The following is a 15,783-nucleotide window of genomic DNA, read 5'->3' as shown; positions in this document are numbered from 1 at the left end:
ACGGTCGCTGCCATGACAGGTCGACGCCAGATCATCACAGGCTTTTCGCTTGTACAGCTGCTTCTCATCGGCTTCGTCGTGGTCACGCTACCGCTCGGTATGGCGCTCGCCACCGCCTGGGTCGCAGTCAACCACCTTTCGTCGAAAGGTCAAGAAGCCGCTCTCAATGCCGTTTACGCGACTCAGGCAAGCCGCAATCTCATCACTGAGATCATCGATGTCGAGCGCCACGCGCGTCAGTATCAGATCCTGTCAGACCCGATCATCTTCGAGTCCTATGAAAGCCAGCGTGAGCGATTCCTCGGCACGCTCGCGGCCATGGAGCGCTTGAGTCGTGATTCAACGGTGCTCGATCAACTGGACCAACTCGCGGTTGGGGCGCTAGAAAAATTTGAGACCCTCGAGCACGACCCCGAGGACAGCGACGCCATCCAGGAGGCGTTGGATGGCTTCCCGGAACTCGAAGCGATCGCGCGCGCGATCTTCCGAGAAACGGTGCGGGTCGTCGCAGAAGAGGTCGAGGCGATGCAAGAGGACGTGGCGCAGATCCGACAACAGCTCCTCTGGCAAGCGTCTGCGAGTATCCCCGCCGCCTTGGTCCTGACGTCGATCTTCACCCTCTTGATCGCTCGCCCGATGAGGCAACTCGATCAGGCAATCCGCGCACTCGGTGCCGGTCAATTCGACCGCCCGATCCAAGTCACGGGAATGCACGACCTCACGGATCTCGGTCGGCGACTGAATTGGCTGCGCGTCCGTTTGGTCGAACTCGAAGAACAGAAGACCTTCTTCCTACACCATATTTCACACGAACTTAAGACCCCCTTGAGCAACATCGTTGAAGGCGCCGAATTGCTCTCTCAGGAGATTGTCGGTCCGACCACGCCGGAACAACGTGAGATCCTCGACATCGTGCAGGGGAACAGTTTGCAGTTACAGGGGCTGATCGAAAATCTTCTGAAAGTCAGTGGCGGGATCGATGCGGATACCGAGATCGCGCGCAGGCGGGTCATGTTGGATCGCTTGATTGAGCGCATCGTCGAGCGTCACAAGCTGCCCGCGCGGGCCAAGGAGTTGTCCATCGAACTCGACCTCCAGGGTGAAACCTTGTGGTCAGATGAAGACAGGCTCGGTACCATTATTGACAACCTACTCTCGAATGCCATCAAGTTCAGCCCGGCATCCGGCACGGTTCGCATCAGCACTCAGCGGCACCGATCCGACCTCATTATCGAAGTCAGTGACATGGGGCCAGGCATCCGTTCCGAAGACCGCGAGCGGGTCTTCGAACGATTCTTCCAGGGCGCGACGCGGCGGCGGGGACGCGTGCGTGGGAGCGGGCTTGGACTCTTCATCGCGCGCGAATATGCCCGTGCTCTCGGGGGGCATCTGAAGGTGATCGAGTCCACACACGGGGCCTGCCTGCAATTGCGCTTGACCAGGCAACCCACGCCCTTCGATGCTCACAACCAGAGCTCCACCAAGCGCCTAAGCCGGGCCACATCATGAACCGCCCGACACGCCATCAGCGCGCTGCGCACGACGCGAAACATCTCATGGCGGTCGTGAGTCTGTTGCTTGCGCTGTCCGGGTGCGCCTCAACATCCTTCTGGTTTTCGGAGCGGTTGCAGCGGGACTGGGGTAGGCTGGAGACAGCCGATCTGAATCAGCTCTTCGCTTCGCTCGGAGCCCTGCGCGATGCGGATCAGCAGACCCTGCGCGAACGCGCCGCGAACCTCGAGGCCCATGATCCGTCAGAGCTATTGGGCTGGGGGCTCGTGATGGCTGATCTCGGTAGACCATCCGATCAGATTCGGGCGAAGACCCTGTTTCAAGAGTATCTCGACCAGCCGGACCAGACTCCGGGCGGAACAGCGCTCGCTTCCCTGATGACGAAACGCTTACAGAGTGAAGTGGGCCTGCGACAGAGATTGAGCCTGACCATCCGGCAGCGCGACGACCTTGAAACACGCTTGCGCGCCATCCAAAAGGATCAACGCGGTGACTCGAATCTCGCGCGACTCGACGCCATTGAACAGGAGCGTAACGAACTCCTAGCCGAACTCGAACGGATCCGGGCCCATCAAGGACAAGCTCGTGACCGCACCCTACGCGCGACCATTCGCGAGCGCGACGAACTCAATGCACAGCTTGAGGAACTCAAGGCCATCGAACTCGAGATCCGTGAGCGTAAACGTCAATCCGAACTCGAACTCCCATACGACAACAGCAAGTGACTCAAACCCTCAAAATTCTCCTTGTCGACGATGACGCCGATCTCCTAAAGCTGCTCTCGATTCGCCTCAGAGCGGCCCGTCATCAGGTGAAGACCGCAACCTGTGGTGAAGAGGCGCTCGCCCTCTTGCCGCATTTCCAGCCCAGTCTCGTGATCAGTGATCTGCGAATGGATGGCATGGATGGGCTCGCCCTCTTCGACTCCATCCGGCGTGACTATCCGGGTCTACCGGTCATCATCCTAACCGCCCACGGCAGTATTCCCGAGGCGGTCGACGCGACCCAGCGTGGCGTCTTCGGCTATCTGACCAAACCGTTCGATGGCTCGCAACTCTTGTCCTTGGTCGAGAAGGCCGGACGACTGGGCGCCACCACCAGCCAGGATAGTGCGTCACCCAGCGAGGAGTGGCGCAGCGAGTTGATCACCCGTAGCGCGGTTATGGAAGAGGCCCTGCGCCAAGCCTATCTGGCCGCCGAGACGGAAACCAACATCCTCATTCAAAGCGAGAGTGGAACCGGGAAGGAACTCCTCGCCCGCGCCATCCATCGCGCAAGCCCCCGCGCAGGTGGCCCCTTTGTGGCCGTCAACTGCAGTGCCATTCCAGAGACACTGCTGGAATCGGAACTCTTTGGCCACAGCAAGGGCTCGTTCACGGGTGCGACCCAGAATCGCAAGGGTCTCTTCGAGGAGGCGGACGGCGGAACCCTGTTTCTCGACGAGGTCGGCGACATGCCCCTGACCTTTCAAGCCAAGCTCTTGCGGGCCTTGCAGGAAGGCGAAGTGCGACCGGTGGGCGCGAATCGGTCTGTGAGCGTCGATGTTCGCGTCATTTCCGCGACACATCGTGATCTCGAACAAGCGATGGCAGAGGAGCAGTTCAGGGCCGACCTCTTCTATCGCCTCAACGTCGTGCGCATTGATCTCCCACCTTTACGTGACCGTCGCGAGGATATCCCGTTGCTGGCGAATCGGTTCCTGACCCAGGCCAACGCTCGCAATAAGCGACAGATCGAGGGGTTCGCCCCGGATGCAATCGAGTTCATGATGACCGCGCCCTGGCCCGGCAATGTTCGACAACTCCAGAATCTCGTCGAGCATGCCACCGCCATCTGCACCACCGCCATCGTTCCAGTCAGCTTGGTCCAGCGCGCCTTGCGTCATGATCTCACGATCATTCCGTCACTCGCCGATGTCCGCGAACGCCAGGATCGTGAGTACCTCGAGAATCTATTGCGCGTGACCGAAGGCAAGGTCAGTGCCGCGGCACGCCTGGCAGGACGTAATCGCACCGAGTTCTACAAACTCCTGCGCCGTCATCATCTCGACCCAATCTGGTTTCGTCCTTCCGCGCCCGATACCGACGACCGAGGGGCTGGAGCCTGAGCCGATCGGGGGGCAGCAGCCAACCGCGATGTCCTCGCTTGTGCATCAGCGAGGATGATGCAGGCGCGCGGCATCACGTCAGCCACTCTGCCTCACCTCCCGCCAGGCCGGATGGCGTTCAATGAGCGCGAGCGCCCGGATCAGGAGCGTCCGTCCTGGCTCCATCTTGAACCAGGTCGAGGCACCCGAGGGATGGGGCAGCGGAATGAGATCAGCGCTCAGCCCGGATGGGGATTGGTAGTCCCACTGGGTGCCGACGACATCATTCAAGCGGTTCAGCGACATGAATTGCGCGATCGCCAATTTCCCGACCGGGATGATAAGTCGCGGCCGCGACAACTCGAGTTCACCACGCCACCATCCCTCGCAGCGCTGCACCTCCAGGGCGTCCGGCACCCGATCGCCGCCTTTCGGGTTCTTGCCGGGGAAACAGCGGCACACCGCACTCATGAGAACCCGTTGCCGAAAAGTGGCCTCATCAATGCCGATCGACTCGAACCAGCGGAAGAGTGTCTTGCCCGCGGTCCAGCAAAAAGGCAGGCCACGTTCGATCTCGCGGGTGCCGGGCGCTTGTCCGACCATCATGACGGGTGAGAGCACGGGTTCGCCATGCACGGGGGGACCCTGCATCCCCTCACAGCGCCGACAGTCTTTGAGCTCCCGGAATAACCGCGTTAGGGCCTCGAGGTCCTGGGTTCGCGCTGTCATCTCCTCGCCTCTTCGTCCTGACCGGCAAGCCGGTTCGCGCATGGCTGCGCGCGCTGCTGTTCAGAGTCGCCGGATGATCTGTTCGATCTGTGCACGGTGTGTCCGGTTGTGGATGGCGGCTAGGGCATGCCACTGACGTGCGCTCAAGTCGCCAAACCAGGGATGGGGATGTCGTTCACGCGAGCGCAAGGTCCCGAGCCGTTCGACGAGATCGGAGTAGCGATCGACCGCGATCTCGAGTGCACGAATCCGATCCGGTCCGGCCTCGATATGGGGCACCACATCCTCGATACCGATCTCGGCGCCATGGTTATGGTCGGAACAGATCGCATGGATGAGCGCCATGATCGCGGTATTGACCATCACCAAATGGTCGATCGTCATATAGACCGACCAGTGTCGGCTCGAGGGTTCGATCCCCGGTAAGCGCGGGATCTGGATCTGACGCCGCCCCTGCTCCTCGGATAACCCGTGGGCAAGCGTCCGTGCCTGCAACGCATCGCGACGGAAGTCGCGCAGAATCGCCGCTGGGGAGGCGAACGAGGCGTAGAGCCGCAATCCGAGATCCGCTGCACGCCGCTCATACCATGGGATGGCACTGCCCTTGGCAAGGAGCTGATCGCCCGGCTCACGCCTCATGAGCGCCCCTTGCCCCAGGTGTCCCTGAGCCCAACGGTGAGGTTGAAAACAGGCCGTTCGGCGCTCGTGTCCGGGTCGACCACGAAGTAACCCTCCCGCTCGAACTGAAAGCGCTCACCCGGGAGCGCGTCGGCTAGGGCCGGTTCGACGAGTGCTTCGTTCAGAACGCGCAGCGAATCGGGATTGATGTCCGCGCGGAAATCTGCGTTGCCTGCGCCCGGCACCGGGGTTCTGAACAGACGATCGTAGAGCCGCACCTCGGCGCGGCGCGCATGGTCGGCCGAGACCCAGTGGATGACGCCCTTGACCTTGCGTCCCTGTGGATCGCGCCCAAGGGTGTCGTGATCGACCCAGGCATGCAGCGCGACGATGCGACCTTGCCCATCCTTGATGACTTCCTCGCAACGGATCACATAGGCGTTGCGCAATCGCACCTCGCCGCCCGGGACGAGACGTTTGAAGCCTTTCGGTGGGTTCTCCGCAAAATCCGTCTGGTCGATATAGAGTTCGCGCGAGAAGGGAATGCTGCGCACGCCAAGCCCGTCGTCCTTGGGATGATTGCGCGCCTCGATGGAGTCGACGAGCGACTCCGGATCATTGATTAGCACCACCTTCAGTGGCCGCAGCACGGCCATGCGACGCGGTGCGTGGGCGTCGAGATCGTCACGGATTGCGCTCTCGAGTAAGGCCATCTCAACGAGATTATCGGACTTGGTGATGCCGACCCGTTCACAGAAGTCGCGGATCGCAGCCGGGGTGTAGCCACGCCGACGCAGCCCCGCGAGGGTTGGCATCCGCGGATCTCCCCAGCCATCGACGTGTCCCTCAGCGACGAGTTCGGTGAGACGGCGCTTGCTCATGACCGTGTATTCGAGATTCAGCCGGCTGAATTCGATCTGTCGAGGTTGACAGGGGACCGAGACATGCTCGAGGCACCAATCGTAGAGCGGGCGATGATCCTCGAACTCGAGGGTGCAGAGCGAATGGGTGACACCTTCGAGCGCATCCGAGATTGGGTGCGTGTAATCGTAGGTGGGATAGAGACACCAGGCGGAACCGGTCTGGTGATGGACCACACCATGCTTGATCCGATAGAGCACCGGATCACGCAGGTTGATGTTTGGCGAGGCCATGTCAATACGCGCGCGCAAGGTCCGGGCGCCGTCCGGGAATTCCCCGGCCCGCATGCGCGTGAACAGATCGCGATTCTCCGCGATCGAGCGGTTGCGATAGGGACTGTCGCGCCCCGGCTCGGTCAAGGTGCCACGATGAAGGCGCGTCTCCTCGGCGGTCAAGTCACAGACATAGGCATGGCCCTGCTCGATCAACTCGATCGCAAAGGCATAGAGTTGCTCGAAATAGTCGGAGGCGAAATAGACGCGCTCGCCCCAGTCGAATCCGAGCCAGCGCACGTCCTGCTTGATCGCCTCGACAAACTCAAGGTTCTCCTTGTGCGGGTTGGTGTCATCGAAGCGAAGGTGGCATTCCCCCGTGAAGGCTTGCGCCAGACCGAAGTTCAACACGATCGACTTGGCGTGGCCGATGTGGAGGTAACCGTTCGGCTCGGGTGGGAAGCGCGTCACCAGACGCGCGTGCTTGCCTGACGCCAGATCGGATTCGATGATCTGTCGAATGAAATGGGTCCGCGGCGTCTCTTGGGTTTCGCTCATGGTACTCTGGGACGATTGAAGACAGGGAATGAACGCTCACGGCACCGGATGACCCTCACCCGCGAGGCCGCGCCCGTGACGTGACGGGGCCGACATCACAGCAGGCGAGGCACGGTCTGGCGGCAGCCGGCATCATCTTCGCGACCCGAACGGGCTTGCGCGCCCGCTCAGCGTTGTCATTCTATCGCCTGCCACGGCGATTGAAAGGGGTGGCGGACATCTCACCCCAAGCGCGTCTGAACGCGGGTTGGGATGTGAAGGAGAGCCGAGCCGGGTCGTGGTTTACCTGATCATGCGGCCCGTCCATCGTGTCTTCGAGACTGAACCGACATCTGAACTTGGGGTGCGACCTGCGTCTCCGGTTCGCCAAGCCCCAGAATCCATGCCCAATCCCCAGCCAGTGAGGTTGCTATGTTGGTGACATTTCGAACCCCAGCCTACGCGAGCATCACCATGTTCGGCGATGTCGCCGTGACGCTCCTGAAGTTGATGGGCCATAGCGGAACGGTCCCCGGGGCCATCATGGCGGCGGATATTCCGGCGGCGCTACAGCGCCTGAGGAAAGCGGTGGAGGCCCACGCGGAGGAACCACTCGGCCCCGTCTCCGAAACGCAAGCAACGCCAGCGCGCGCGACCGAGGAAGGTCAATATGTCAGCCTCGCGAACCGCGCCCTGCCACTGATCGAGTTACTGAACGCCGCGGCCGCGGACCAAGAAAACGTCCTCTGGGATTAGCGCGCGCCATGCGGTCTCGGCTGCGCCTGGAGCGCGGTTTCGAGCACCTGGATCGCACTTGAAGTACCAGCGATCGAAGCAGCCATTGGCTGCATCGATCGATCGATGCCCCCCACTCCGGCGAGATGGGGGGTATTTAGGCCATGCGTCCTGATTCTATTCTCTTAGAACCGCCTGCAGTTCCAACCCCAGCGCCTGGAGCTGCAATCCATCGACATCAGCAATCCTTTTGCGAGCCATGTCCAGCCTGAGCTTATTCATGAAGGCATTGACCAAGACGTTTGCTGGCATCATCCGGTTCCTGGCAATCAATGCGGGGGTTGGTTTGAGGATCGACACATAGATGATTTCCAACGGTCTAGGCAAGGACAGCGCGTAGATTCTGTCTATGAGTTCCACAGCAAGCTCTAACGGCGAATCGACGTAAGAGGAGATTACCTGCGCCCCCAATTCCTTGAATCGCAGGTTCTTGTTGAGCTTGACTTCGTTGCTGATCAAACGGATCGAGTCATGGTCCAGACTGACGAGATGCTGACTGGGACCGGTTAAATCCAGCAACGTCGGCACTGTCCCCTTGCCGTCTTCCTTATGCTTGATCTCCAGGAGGAGATCGCCGCGAACTGACGGCTCTATGTTGTCAAGCGCGCCGTGCAGTTGGGCCTTTTGATCCACTGTCACAGCCTCGAACTTCAACTCATATCGCGCAAACCGCGCGGGAACCGCATAGGCGTCCTGAACCGCGCTCAGTACCCGAATGGCTTCATCATGAAGCGCCATGTCGAGGTTCTTGAACTCGATCTTGGTTTCGTTGTCCTTAAAATCAGCCTTGATCTCTCCCTTGGGACTGCCAGGAATCTCCCACTCAACCTTTCTAGCCTCTTCCTTTTTCAGCACAGCCTCGGGCAAGAGTGCCCAAACCTCGTTCTGCAGCAGGCTCAGCGCTTCGAGAGGCAGCACCTCGGGGGCGGCATATCTTAATTCGAGCTTGGTGTCCTTAAGAAGCCTATCGACTTTCTCGAACTTGGGTTTGATCTCGCGTTTTGAAGGCGTCCGATCAAATTGATCCGCAATGGTGTTCAAGACTCCCATGGCGGTCGCTTCGTCTTGGGGCGAAAGTTTCTTAAACTCGATCTTGGTCTTATCGTTTTCCTTCCACTCGAAGTTGATCTCCGTCCTTCCGTCGCGCCATTCGAACTTTCGCTCCTTGGACTTCGTCTCGTCCTTGTGCACCGTTGCATTTGGAAATTCGGACTGGATCAAATTTTGCAACACACCGAGTGACCCATCCCGATCGAGTGGCGGTTTGGTGTATTCATCCTTGATGTCGAGCTCTACCATTTCGGGCGCCGAATCGTCGCCCAGAATGTCGGCCAGCGCGACTTGGAGTTGGAGATGCTCGGAAAGGTGACGAGCGTACCTTGTCCGGGCCTCTAGCTTTGCCTCAAGCTTTGTTTTTTCGGTCACTGGACCTGGAAAGTCGAAAACGCGATCCGCCAGCGCGGCCACGGCATGTCCTGGCAGCAGATCCGCTGGACGGGCATGCGAAAACCTCCCAGCCTCACCTAGGGTGTTCTGTTGGCCTCTTCCGGAAAGCGCTGCACTGACCTTCACATCACCGAGCTCCGGCAACCCGGCGAGGATCTGATCGAGATTCCCCAAGAGGGCCGGTGCGGTATCAATCATCTGTTCTGCCTTCGACAGCGCATTCCAACGTGCTAGAGAGACATACCCTTTTGCATAGAAGGGCATTTTTCCGGCCTTCTCCAGACTGTGGCAGCCCGAGCCAGCACAGCTCAGCGAGGGTGCAGCCTCATTGATCGACATCCCGTGACCAGCAAGCTTACCGGTCGTGTGACAGGTGTTGCAGGCAACTGCTGCTCGGGGATGCTGGCGGACCGTGTCGGCCCCGGAGTCTAGAAGGAAGGAGCGGATCCCCCTCATCGTCTCAATCACGGAATTGAAATCGTCATTCGATTTGGTTTTCGGTTCCTTGATCTCGAAGGTCAGCACCGCCAGGCTATCGTTCTGAACGATATCATGTGCCTTCGCAGCCCCCGTCCATGCCAAGATCGCGAGGATCGCGAGGATCTGGATGAGGAGCACATCCTTCAGTAGGCGATGCTGATGGGACGCATGAGCCGCACGGGCCCGCTCCCAAGGTGGATTCAGAACGCCCCTTTCGAGCGGGACATGCGGGGGGTGGCGCATCGAAGTGCGACCTACACGGGTCGCAGAAGACGCATAGGGTCTCGGTGAGGGTCGGATCACGGCACAGTCTCCAAGCGGGCTGGGGTCAATAGACTGGCTTGCTGGGGATCCGAGCGGATTCCACATGCTGGCTCGAAGGCCGACGCGCACTGCACACCGGCTGATCCGAACGCGGCATCGCCCCGGTCAGGGTGTCATCGCTGCGCTTGATCGATGCGAACGATATCCAATCGTATTTAGGAGCGCAACCTGTTTGAGGTCATGAAACCGCAGTCAGCCGCTCAGCCACCACATCAGTATCGTGGTCTGGCTGGCACCGGAATACTCCGATGATGCGCCGCTGAAGATCCGCGGCGAGATGGGCCTGGTGGTCTGGGCCGTGGTCGCCCATGCGGTGCATGCGTTTTGGCCGCGGACCCGCTTGGTCCGCTGTGATGCGTGCCGAGGGAAGCAAGGCGTTTCGGAGGCCCGGACCCTGCGGTTTGAATCAGATACCCGTTCCGACAGGGTGCAGAGGTCTCTGAGCCCTGATGGCCCTAAGCGTCTGGCCACCCACGGCCATACCCAACGTCCGGCCGACCATCGGCTCACCATCGACGGGCGGGAGCCGCACCGGCATCCGCTCATGCAGTGGATGGATTATGGCGCTGGCGGATGACCGGCCACCACTGCAGTGGCGCGGCGTGGTAGCGCGGATGGTGCTCGCTGATCTCAACGGTGGCCGCAAAGACCTACGACAGGACCTCGGGCGCGGTGAACTGGGCATAACGACCGCACACGAGACGACTTCGGGCCAGGTCTCAGGTCCGCACCATCTTCAGGGGCGCGGCTGGCTCCTCCGCACCCACAGGGGCCGGGACAGCATCCAACTCCACCGTCTTGCCCTTGAGGATCAGCTCCACCGTGCGGGCATGGCGTGCCAGATGCAGTGTCAGCTCCTCCAATTGCGTCTCGGGCAGGTCCGGCAGCACCGCCTCCGTGCGCAGCCATGCGGCCAAGTGCTCGGCGTTTTCCAGAATCCGGTCATAGGCATCGGCGGCCTTCTTATCAGCAGTGCGCAAGCGTTCGACTCCCCGGCGGTCTTTGACGATGTATTCGATCTCGATCATGGTCGGGTCCAGTGGCGGGATTCGGGATGAGTATAACCCTGTCGATTAGGGCAGTTGAATTGAGGAGCCGTTATGGACCTCGTGGGCACTGGCGCTTGAACCTGACAAGCCCCGTCGGGTTCGAAGAAGCAAGAGCAACCACGCGCTCTTCCTGGTTTTCGTCTCTTGAGACCATCCGGGGTTGGATCGATGTAGGTCTGGTTACCAGACCACCAAACGGAGCAAGCGATGGATTATTCAACCTTCAAGGCCCTGCAGATCCTACTCTTCTTCGGGAGCGCCATGGCCTTCTGCCTGTGGCAACTCGCGGTCATTCGACGCATGCGCCAGGAGGACGCTGAGAAGGCGAAAGCTGTGAAGTCCCAAGCGATTGACTCCACGCAGACCACATCCTCGGTCTAGTTCACGGTTGGGGGCAGCAAGGCCCGCTTCGCCTGCCACCCGGACCATGCGCCTGGGTCTCGGTCCGCCGCAGCAGTGGATTCAATCGAGGGCGTCACGGTCGATCAATTCGGGTGGATGCAACGCCAGGGCACGTCGGATCAAATCGACGTCGTCAACAGGGATGCTGAATTGAAATCGCCCCCCGGGACCCACGCGATAGGCTTGCCCAAACAGGTCGATCTTCATCCCGGGCGGCGCACATCCGTTGACGCGCAGCTCAGCCTCGATCAGCACCCGGTCGGTGCGCGGCACTGCTTGTCCATAGACCAGCGGCGCCGTGGGCGAGGCCACCGTTGCCCATACACGTTCATCCTGAGTAGACGGGGGTTGAAGGGAAGAGATCTGATCAGATCGAGCCGCTAACCACGCCTCGCCCTGCTCGTCTAGTTCGCCTAGTTCGTCTTGGAGAATGGATCCGAGGTCTTGATCTGATCCATCGAGGGATGATTTGACCCAACTCGTCCGAGTTTCCGCACTCTCGTCACCCTGCAGGGAACTTGCACAAGGCATTCCCGCCCGCTCTCGGTCGTGGTCGGCAAGCGGCGCGTCGGTCTGGATGGCCGTTGCGGATCCCAGCGGCTGACCAGATCTTGGTTCGAGGACGGTCTCGCGTGCGGAGCGCAGCGCAGCTGCCTGACCGCCACCTGCTTCTGTCGCGTGGACGGTTGACCTAGGCAAAGGCGACCCGTGCGCGGACACGGATGCCCTCACCGATCGCAACGCCAATCGCTCCAGGTCCACTTCGAGACGCGCGCCATATTCGAGCAGGTTCGAGCGCACCAGCATCAACCAGCCACCGGCGTGATCACTCAGACCGAGCTCCGCTCGGTAGCGCCCGGTGCACCCACCGATCTCGAATCGCTGTTCGCCCGCTCCGCTTGGACCGCTCAGCGACAGCGAAGCGGTTTCGATCAACTTCTCGCTGCTGGCCTCGCGCAGGCGGTAAACACGCAGCACTGGATTCGCTCGCAGACCGTCACGCAAGAAGGCCGCGGATGCCGGCATCCAGTCGTCGCTCGCGAGCGACCAGAATGCCATCAGCGCGCCGTTCGCGGCCTCGGCGATGACCACTCGGGTGCCCTGATCCAAGCACGGGAACTGTGGAAAGAGGCCGTGGTTCATCCGGTCATGCTCCGCACCCGAACGGTGCTGCAATGACAGTCAGCCGCGGCTTCGCTCATGCGACTGGGCCGCCCGTGCCCTGGTCACGAGACGCGGGGGCGTTCGCGAGCAGCGACTCGCTCGCGTCCAACGCGGCCGTGGCCTGCTGGGTTCGCGCGGACAAATGGGGGATCCAGGAATCGCCCCAAAACAGGAAACAACTGGTTTCGGCTTCGAGGATGAGACGTCGGGCCTGCCGCATCGACTCTGGTGTCTGAGCACCCGTCTGTTCGAACCGTTGGTGGAGATCCCAGAAGCGCGCGCTCAGTTGCTCAAGTTCCTGAACGGCGCCCCGTTGGCGAGGGCTGCCAGCCCACTGCGAGAGATCCTGGCCGGACGTGGCCCCGACATTCCAGGCACCGGTTTGGACCCGCGCACGTGCCGTCGGGAGGCGAGCGGCGAGTGCATCCGCAAGCTTCACGGGGAAGATCTCAGAGGTTCCGGCCCGCACCTGCTCCATATAGGGCACGAAGAAATGACCGAAGAAGCCTGATGGTTCATGGGTCTGGCGAAACCAACCACCGTTCTCGCCATCCGACCAGGTGGTCACCAGCCGAGGCTCATCGTGGCGTGGGGATGTGCTCACGCGCTCCATGACCTCATGGTGGAACCACTGGGGGTTTAGCCCGCTTTCCTGAGCATTGGACACGACCCGATCACGTGGAACCACGTTGATGCAGACCCCCTCCTCGCAGGCGACATAGGGGCGAAAGAGATCACTGATGCCATCCTCTGGCCGCACATGAACTCCATCAACCACCACATAATCGTAACCGGCCCGCACTAATGACGGGATCATCGCCATGGTGAAGGCCATCTCGGGTGGCCAGAACCCCCGTGGCGCACGTCCGAAGACCTCCTGCATGAGTGCCCGCCCGGCGTGCAACTGCTCGGCCCAGTCAGCGCGCGGGATCAAGGGGAAGATCGGATGGTAATAGCCCATGCCGATCAGCTCGATATTCTCGGCTTCCCGATAGCGGTCGAGCATGGCGGGAATATCCAGAATGTGGCGGTAGCGATCGATGATCACCGGGTCGCGCAACTGCTCCAAGAGCACGCCGGAGAACCCGACATGCAGACGGGCGACATCCTGATAGGCCAGGGCGTAACGGGGCACCCGGTCGTAGCAGCGCATGATCTCTTCCGCCTCCCAGGGAGCCGATTCGATCAAGAGTCGCAGATTGCCGGGCGGCTGATGCATGTGCAAGCCCAGTGCGTGATGGATGTCGGTGCGCATCATGAATCACCACGGTTCGGTCAAAGCCTGGATGAGTCTGCAATCAGGGTTCACAAGGCGACCGCCTGCCCCGCAACCGATCAGTCCATTGGCCCGGGGCTCGGTTCACCATCGTTGCGCCCGGGTTCTGGGTCAACGCCCTTCGAGCACCTGGATGCTCCGTGCCCGCACTAGCACCATGCCGCCTTGGATCGGGAGCTGGGCTTCCGGCCACACCAGATCGGTTGGACTCGCTCTCCCGGTGTCGAGCGCCGTGTGCCAGGCTTGCCCCTGCATGAGTGGGATCTCGAACCGATGTGCCTCGCTGTCCATGTTTACGAGCACATGCAGCATGTCCTCGTCCTGGCGCGCCGGCGCCAGTGTGAAAGCCAGCACCCGGGCTTCGGGGTCGTCCCAGGGCGGTTGATCTAAGCGAGTTCCATGCCAGACCACGTCAGGCCGGTTCGCCGTGCCGCGTGGCTGGCCGCTGAGGAAGTGGCGCCGGCGTAGACTGGCATGACGTTTCCGCAAGGCGATCAGACCACGCACGAACCGGAACATCTCGCGATTGCGCTCGACCAACCTCCAATCGAACCACCCCAAATCATTGTCCTGGCACCAGACATTGTTGTTTCCTTGCTGGGTCCGCAGCACCTCATCGCCCGCCGAGAGCATCGGGACGCCTTGACTCAGAAAGGTCAGTGTCAGGAGATTTTTGGCTTGACGACGACGCAGCAGGAGGATTTCGGGATCATCCGCCTCACCCTCGATGCCACAGTTCCAGCTCAGATTGTCATTGGTTCCGTCGCGGTTGTCCTCATGATTCGCCAGATTGTCCTTGCGCTCATAGGAGACCAGATCCCACAGGGTGAAGCCATCGTGACAGGTCACGAAGTTCACACTGTTAATCGGCTGGCGCAGATTGGCCTGGTAGAGGTCGCTGCTGCCCGACAGCCGGGTGGCGATCTCGGGCACCAGGCCGGAATCACCTCGCACGAAACGGCGCACGCTGTCGCGAAAACAGCCGTTCCATTCCATCCAACGATAACCCGGGAAGCTCCCGACCTGATAGAGTCCAGCGGCATCCCAGGCCTCGGCGATGATCTTCGAGGCGTTGAGCGTATCGGACAGCTCGATGCCCCAGAGCACGGGCGGATTCGCCATGGGTCGTCCATCGCCATCGCGCGCCATGGCGCTAGCGAGGTCGAACCGGAACCCATCGACGTGCATCTCGCGCACCCAGTACTCGAGCGCATCCAGGATGAACCGCGAGACCACCGGATGGTTGGCATTCACGGTATTGCCACAGCCCGAGAAATCCAGATAGAGACTGTGATCGAGGTGGTCGAGACAATAGAAGGTCTCATTACCCAGACCCTTGAAACTCATCGTCGGTCCGCCCGCCCCGCCCTCGCTGGTGTGGTTGAACACCACGTCGAGGATAACGCCGATACCCGCCTTGTGCAGGGCCTTGACCATGTCGCGGAACTCACGACGATGTGTCCCCTGCTGCGGGGTGACACAGTATCCGGGGTGCGGAGAGAAGAAACCGAAGGTGCTATAGCCCCAGAAATTGCGCAGTCCCGCATCCCAGACATTCGGTGGGACGTCCTGTTCGTCGAAGGCCATCACCGGCATCAACTCGATATGGGTGATACCGAGCTCGGTTAGATAGGGAATCTTCTCGATCAGCCCGAGAAAGGTCCCAGGATGCGCGACACCGGAGCTCTGGTGACGCGTGAAGCCGCCCACGTGCAACTCATAGATGATGGTCTGTTCGGTGGGCAGTCGAATGGGGGTATCCCCTTCCCAGTCATAATCCTCGGCCAACACCATGGCGCGGGGCGAATCGTGCGGTTGCACCCCGACGCGTAACCGTCGCCAGCGGTCCCAATCGCAGATGTTCACCGCCCGCGCCCAGGGATCGACGAGCTCGACCGCCGAGTTGAACCGCCAACCGTGACCGCGCGGATCGAAGGGACCGTCCATCCGCCAGGTGTAGTGTGTCCCGGGCGGGAGGTCGACGACCAGGACATGCCACGAAAAGAAGGTGTGGTTGACTTCGGGATCGAGCCGGATGATCTGAAAAGGTTCCGCGCTCGCCGCGTCTTCGTAGAGCAGCAGCTCGGCACCGCACGCATGACGGCTGAACACGGAGAAATTGACCCCGTCGTCTTCGACCGTTGCCCCATTGGGATAACGGCGACCGGGACGGAGCTGATAGGGACCTTGATCTGCTGGCATGGAGATGGGGTAAGACACAATCTGACACGA

The 15,783-nt window shown here is 61.0% G+C and carries 13 protein-coding genes; 5 read left to right on the top strand and 8 right to left on the bottom strand.

Translation table 11 applies throughout. The annotated features are described in order from the left end of the window. Window positions 1–12 precede the first annotated feature (12 nt). Genes CKO25_RS09020 through CKO25_RS09010 form a run of 3 tightly spaced genes read left to right on the top strand, consistent with a single transcriptional unit; the run spans window position 13 to window position 3,619 of the window. On the top strand, window positions 13–1,509 hold the full coding sequence (locus tag CKO25_RS09020) for a sensor histidine kinase (RefSeq protein ID WP_200387602.1): 1,497 nt from the start codon (window positions 13–15) through the stop codon (window positions 1,507–1,509). Then, complete coding sequence (locus CKO25_RS09015; RefSeq protein WP_200387601.1) at window positions 1,506–2,237, top strand: hypothetical protein; 732 nt, start codon at window positions 1,506–1,508, stop codon at window positions 2,235–2,237. The genes CKO25_RS09020 and CKO25_RS09015 overlap by 4 nt, the downstream gene beginning before the upstream one ends. Continuing rightward, window positions 2,234–3,619 (top strand): sigma 54-interacting transcriptional regulator, encoded by a 1,386-nt coding sequence (locus CKO25_RS09010; protein ID WP_200387600.1) that lies wholly within the window; start codon window positions 2,234–2,236, stop codon window positions 3,617–3,619. The genes CKO25_RS09015 and CKO25_RS09010 overlap by 4 nt, the downstream gene beginning before the upstream one ends. Window positions 3,620–3,697: 78 nt before the next feature. On the opposite strand, the gene CKO25_RS09005 is transcribed toward CKO25_RS09010, so the two are convergent. The 3 genes from CKO25_RS09005 to CKO25_RS08995 are packed head-to-tail and all read right to left on the bottom strand — an operon-like array spanning window position 3,698 to window position 6,636. Further along, complete coding sequence (locus CKO25_RS09005; protein WP_200387599.1) at window positions 3,698–4,327, bottom strand: uracil-DNA glycosylase family protein; 630 nt, start codon at window positions 4,325–4,327, stop codon at window positions 3,698–3,700. 60 nt (window positions 4,328–4,387) lie between these two features. Further along, a complete protein-coding gene (locus CKO25_RS09000; RefSeq protein ID WP_200387598.1) occupies window positions 4,388–4,966 on the bottom strand; it encodes a DinB family protein in 579 nt (192 codons plus the stop codon). Beyond that, entirely contained in the window at window positions 4,963–6,636 is a 1,674-nt protein-coding gene (locus tag CKO25_RS08995) for a glutamine--tRNA ligase/YqeY domain fusion protein (RefSeq protein WP_200387597.1), read from the bottom strand. Before CKO25_RS08995 ends, CKO25_RS09000 begins: the two co-directional genes overlap by 4 nt. Window positions 6,637–7,047: 411 nt before the next feature. Here CKO25_RS08995 and CKO25_RS08990 point away from each other — a divergent pair, with 411 nt between their 5' ends. Beyond that, entirely contained in the window at window positions 7,048–7,371 is a 324-nt protein-coding gene (locus CKO25_RS08990) for a DUF1840 domain-containing protein (RefSeq protein ID WP_200387596.1), read from the top strand. A gap of 156 nt (window positions 7,372–7,527) precedes the next feature. Here CKO25_RS08990 and CKO25_RS08985 read toward each other — a convergent pair whose 3' ends face one another. Then, the gene (locus CKO25_RS08985; RefSeq protein ID WP_200387595.1) at window positions 7,528–9,579 is read right to left on the bottom strand and encodes a hypothetical protein; all 2,052 of its coding nucleotides are present in this window, start codon (window positions 9,577–9,579) and stop codon (window positions 7,528–7,530) included. Window positions 9,580–10,379: 800 nt separating this feature from the next. After that, window positions 10,380–10,688 (bottom strand): YebG family protein, encoded by a 309-nt coding sequence (locus tag CKO25_RS08980; RefSeq protein ID WP_200387594.1) that lies wholly within the window; start codon window positions 10,686–10,688, stop codon window positions 10,380–10,382. 228 nt (window positions 10,689–10,916) lie between these two features. On the opposite strand from CKO25_RS08980, the gene CKO25_RS08975 reads away from it, so the two are divergent. Next, window positions 10,917–11,090, top strand: coding sequence for a hypothetical protein (locus CKO25_RS08975; RefSeq protein WP_200387593.1), 174 nt, complete (start codon window positions 10,917–10,919; stop codon window positions 11,088–11,090). A gap of 81 nt (window positions 11,091–11,171) precedes the next feature. Here CKO25_RS08975 and CKO25_RS08970 read toward each other — a convergent pair whose 3' ends face one another. From CKO25_RS08970 to glgX, 3 genes are all read right to left on the bottom strand, one after another. Next, window positions 11,172–12,254 (bottom strand): hypothetical protein, encoded by a 1,083-nt coding sequence (locus tag CKO25_RS08970; protein WP_200387592.1) that lies wholly within the window; start codon window positions 12,252–12,254, stop codon window positions 11,172–11,174. 55 nt (window positions 12,255–12,309) lie between these two features. Continuing rightward, window positions 12,310–13,533: a polysaccharide deacetylase family protein gene (locus tag CKO25_RS08965; RefSeq protein ID WP_200387591.1), complete on the bottom strand. Its 1,224-nt coding sequence runs from the start codon at window positions 13,531–13,533 to the stop codon at window positions 12,310–12,312. 129 nt (window positions 13,534–13,662) lie between these two features. Continuing rightward, the gene (glgX, locus tag CKO25_RS08960; RefSeq protein WP_200387658.1) at window positions 13,663–15,753 is read right to left on the bottom strand and encodes a glycogen debranching protein GlgX; all 2,091 of its coding nucleotides are present in this window, start codon (window positions 15,751–15,753) and stop codon (window positions 13,663–13,665) included. Window positions 15,754–15,783: the final 30 nt, after the last annotated feature.

Source organism: Thiocapsa imhoffii, from assembly GCF_016583985.1.
GTDB classification, from domain to species: domain Bacteria; phylum Pseudomonadota; class Gammaproteobacteria; order Chromatiales; family Chromatiaceae; genus Thiocapsa; species Thiocapsa imhoffii.
Note: the sequence above shows the minus strand (reverse complement) of the source record. Positions and strands in the feature narration are given on the sequence as shown.

Excerpts from the sequence above, each read along its gene's own strand:
- CKO25_RS09000 (WP_200387598.1), bottom strand. The coding sequence starts at position 4,966 with ATGAGGCGTGAGCCGGGCGATCAGCTCCTTGCCAAGGGCAGTGCCATC.
- CKO25_RS08970 (WP_200387592.1), bottom strand. The coding sequence starts at position 12,254 with ATGAACCACGGCCTCTTTCCACAGTTCCCGTGCTTGGATCAGGGCACC.
- CKO25_RS09020 (WP_200387602.1), top strand. The coding sequence starts at position 13 with ATGACAGGTCGACGCCAGATCATCACAGGCTTTTCGCTTGTACAGCTG.
- CKO25_RS09005 (WP_200387599.1), bottom strand. The coding sequence starts at position 4,327 with ATGACAGCGCGAACCCAGGACCTCGAGGCCCTAACGCGGTTATTCCGG.
- CKO25_RS08990 (WP_200387596.1), top strand. The coding sequence starts at position 7,048 with ATGTTGGTGACATTTCGAACCCCAGCCTACGCGAGCATCACCATGTTC.
- CKO25_RS08980 (WP_200387594.1), bottom strand. The coding sequence starts at position 10,688 with ATGATCGAGATCGAATACATCGTCAAAGACCGCCGGGGAGTCGAACGC.
- CKO25_RS08975 (WP_200387593.1), top strand. The coding sequence starts at position 10,917 with ATGGATTATTCAACCTTCAAGGCCCTGCAGATCCTACTCTTCTTCGGG.
- CKO25_RS09015 (WP_200387601.1), top strand. The coding sequence starts at position 1,506 with ATGAACCGCCCGACACGCCATCAGCGCGCTGCGCACGACGCGAAACAT.
- glgX (WP_200387658.1), bottom strand. The coding sequence starts at position 15,753 with ATGCCAGCAGATCAAGGTCCCTATCAGCTCCGTCCCGGTCGCCGTTAT.
- CKO25_RS08985 (WP_200387595.1), bottom strand. The coding sequence starts at position 9,579 with ATGCGCCACCCCCCGCATGTCCCGCTCGAAAGGGGCGTTCTGAATCCA.
- CKO25_RS08995 (WP_200387597.1), bottom strand. The coding sequence starts at position 6,636 with ATGAGCGAAACCCAAGAGACGCCGCGGACCCATTTCATTCGACAGATC.
- CKO25_RS08965 (WP_200387591.1), bottom strand. The coding sequence starts at position 13,533 with ATGATGCGCACCGACATCCATCACGCACTGGGCTTGCACATGCATCAG.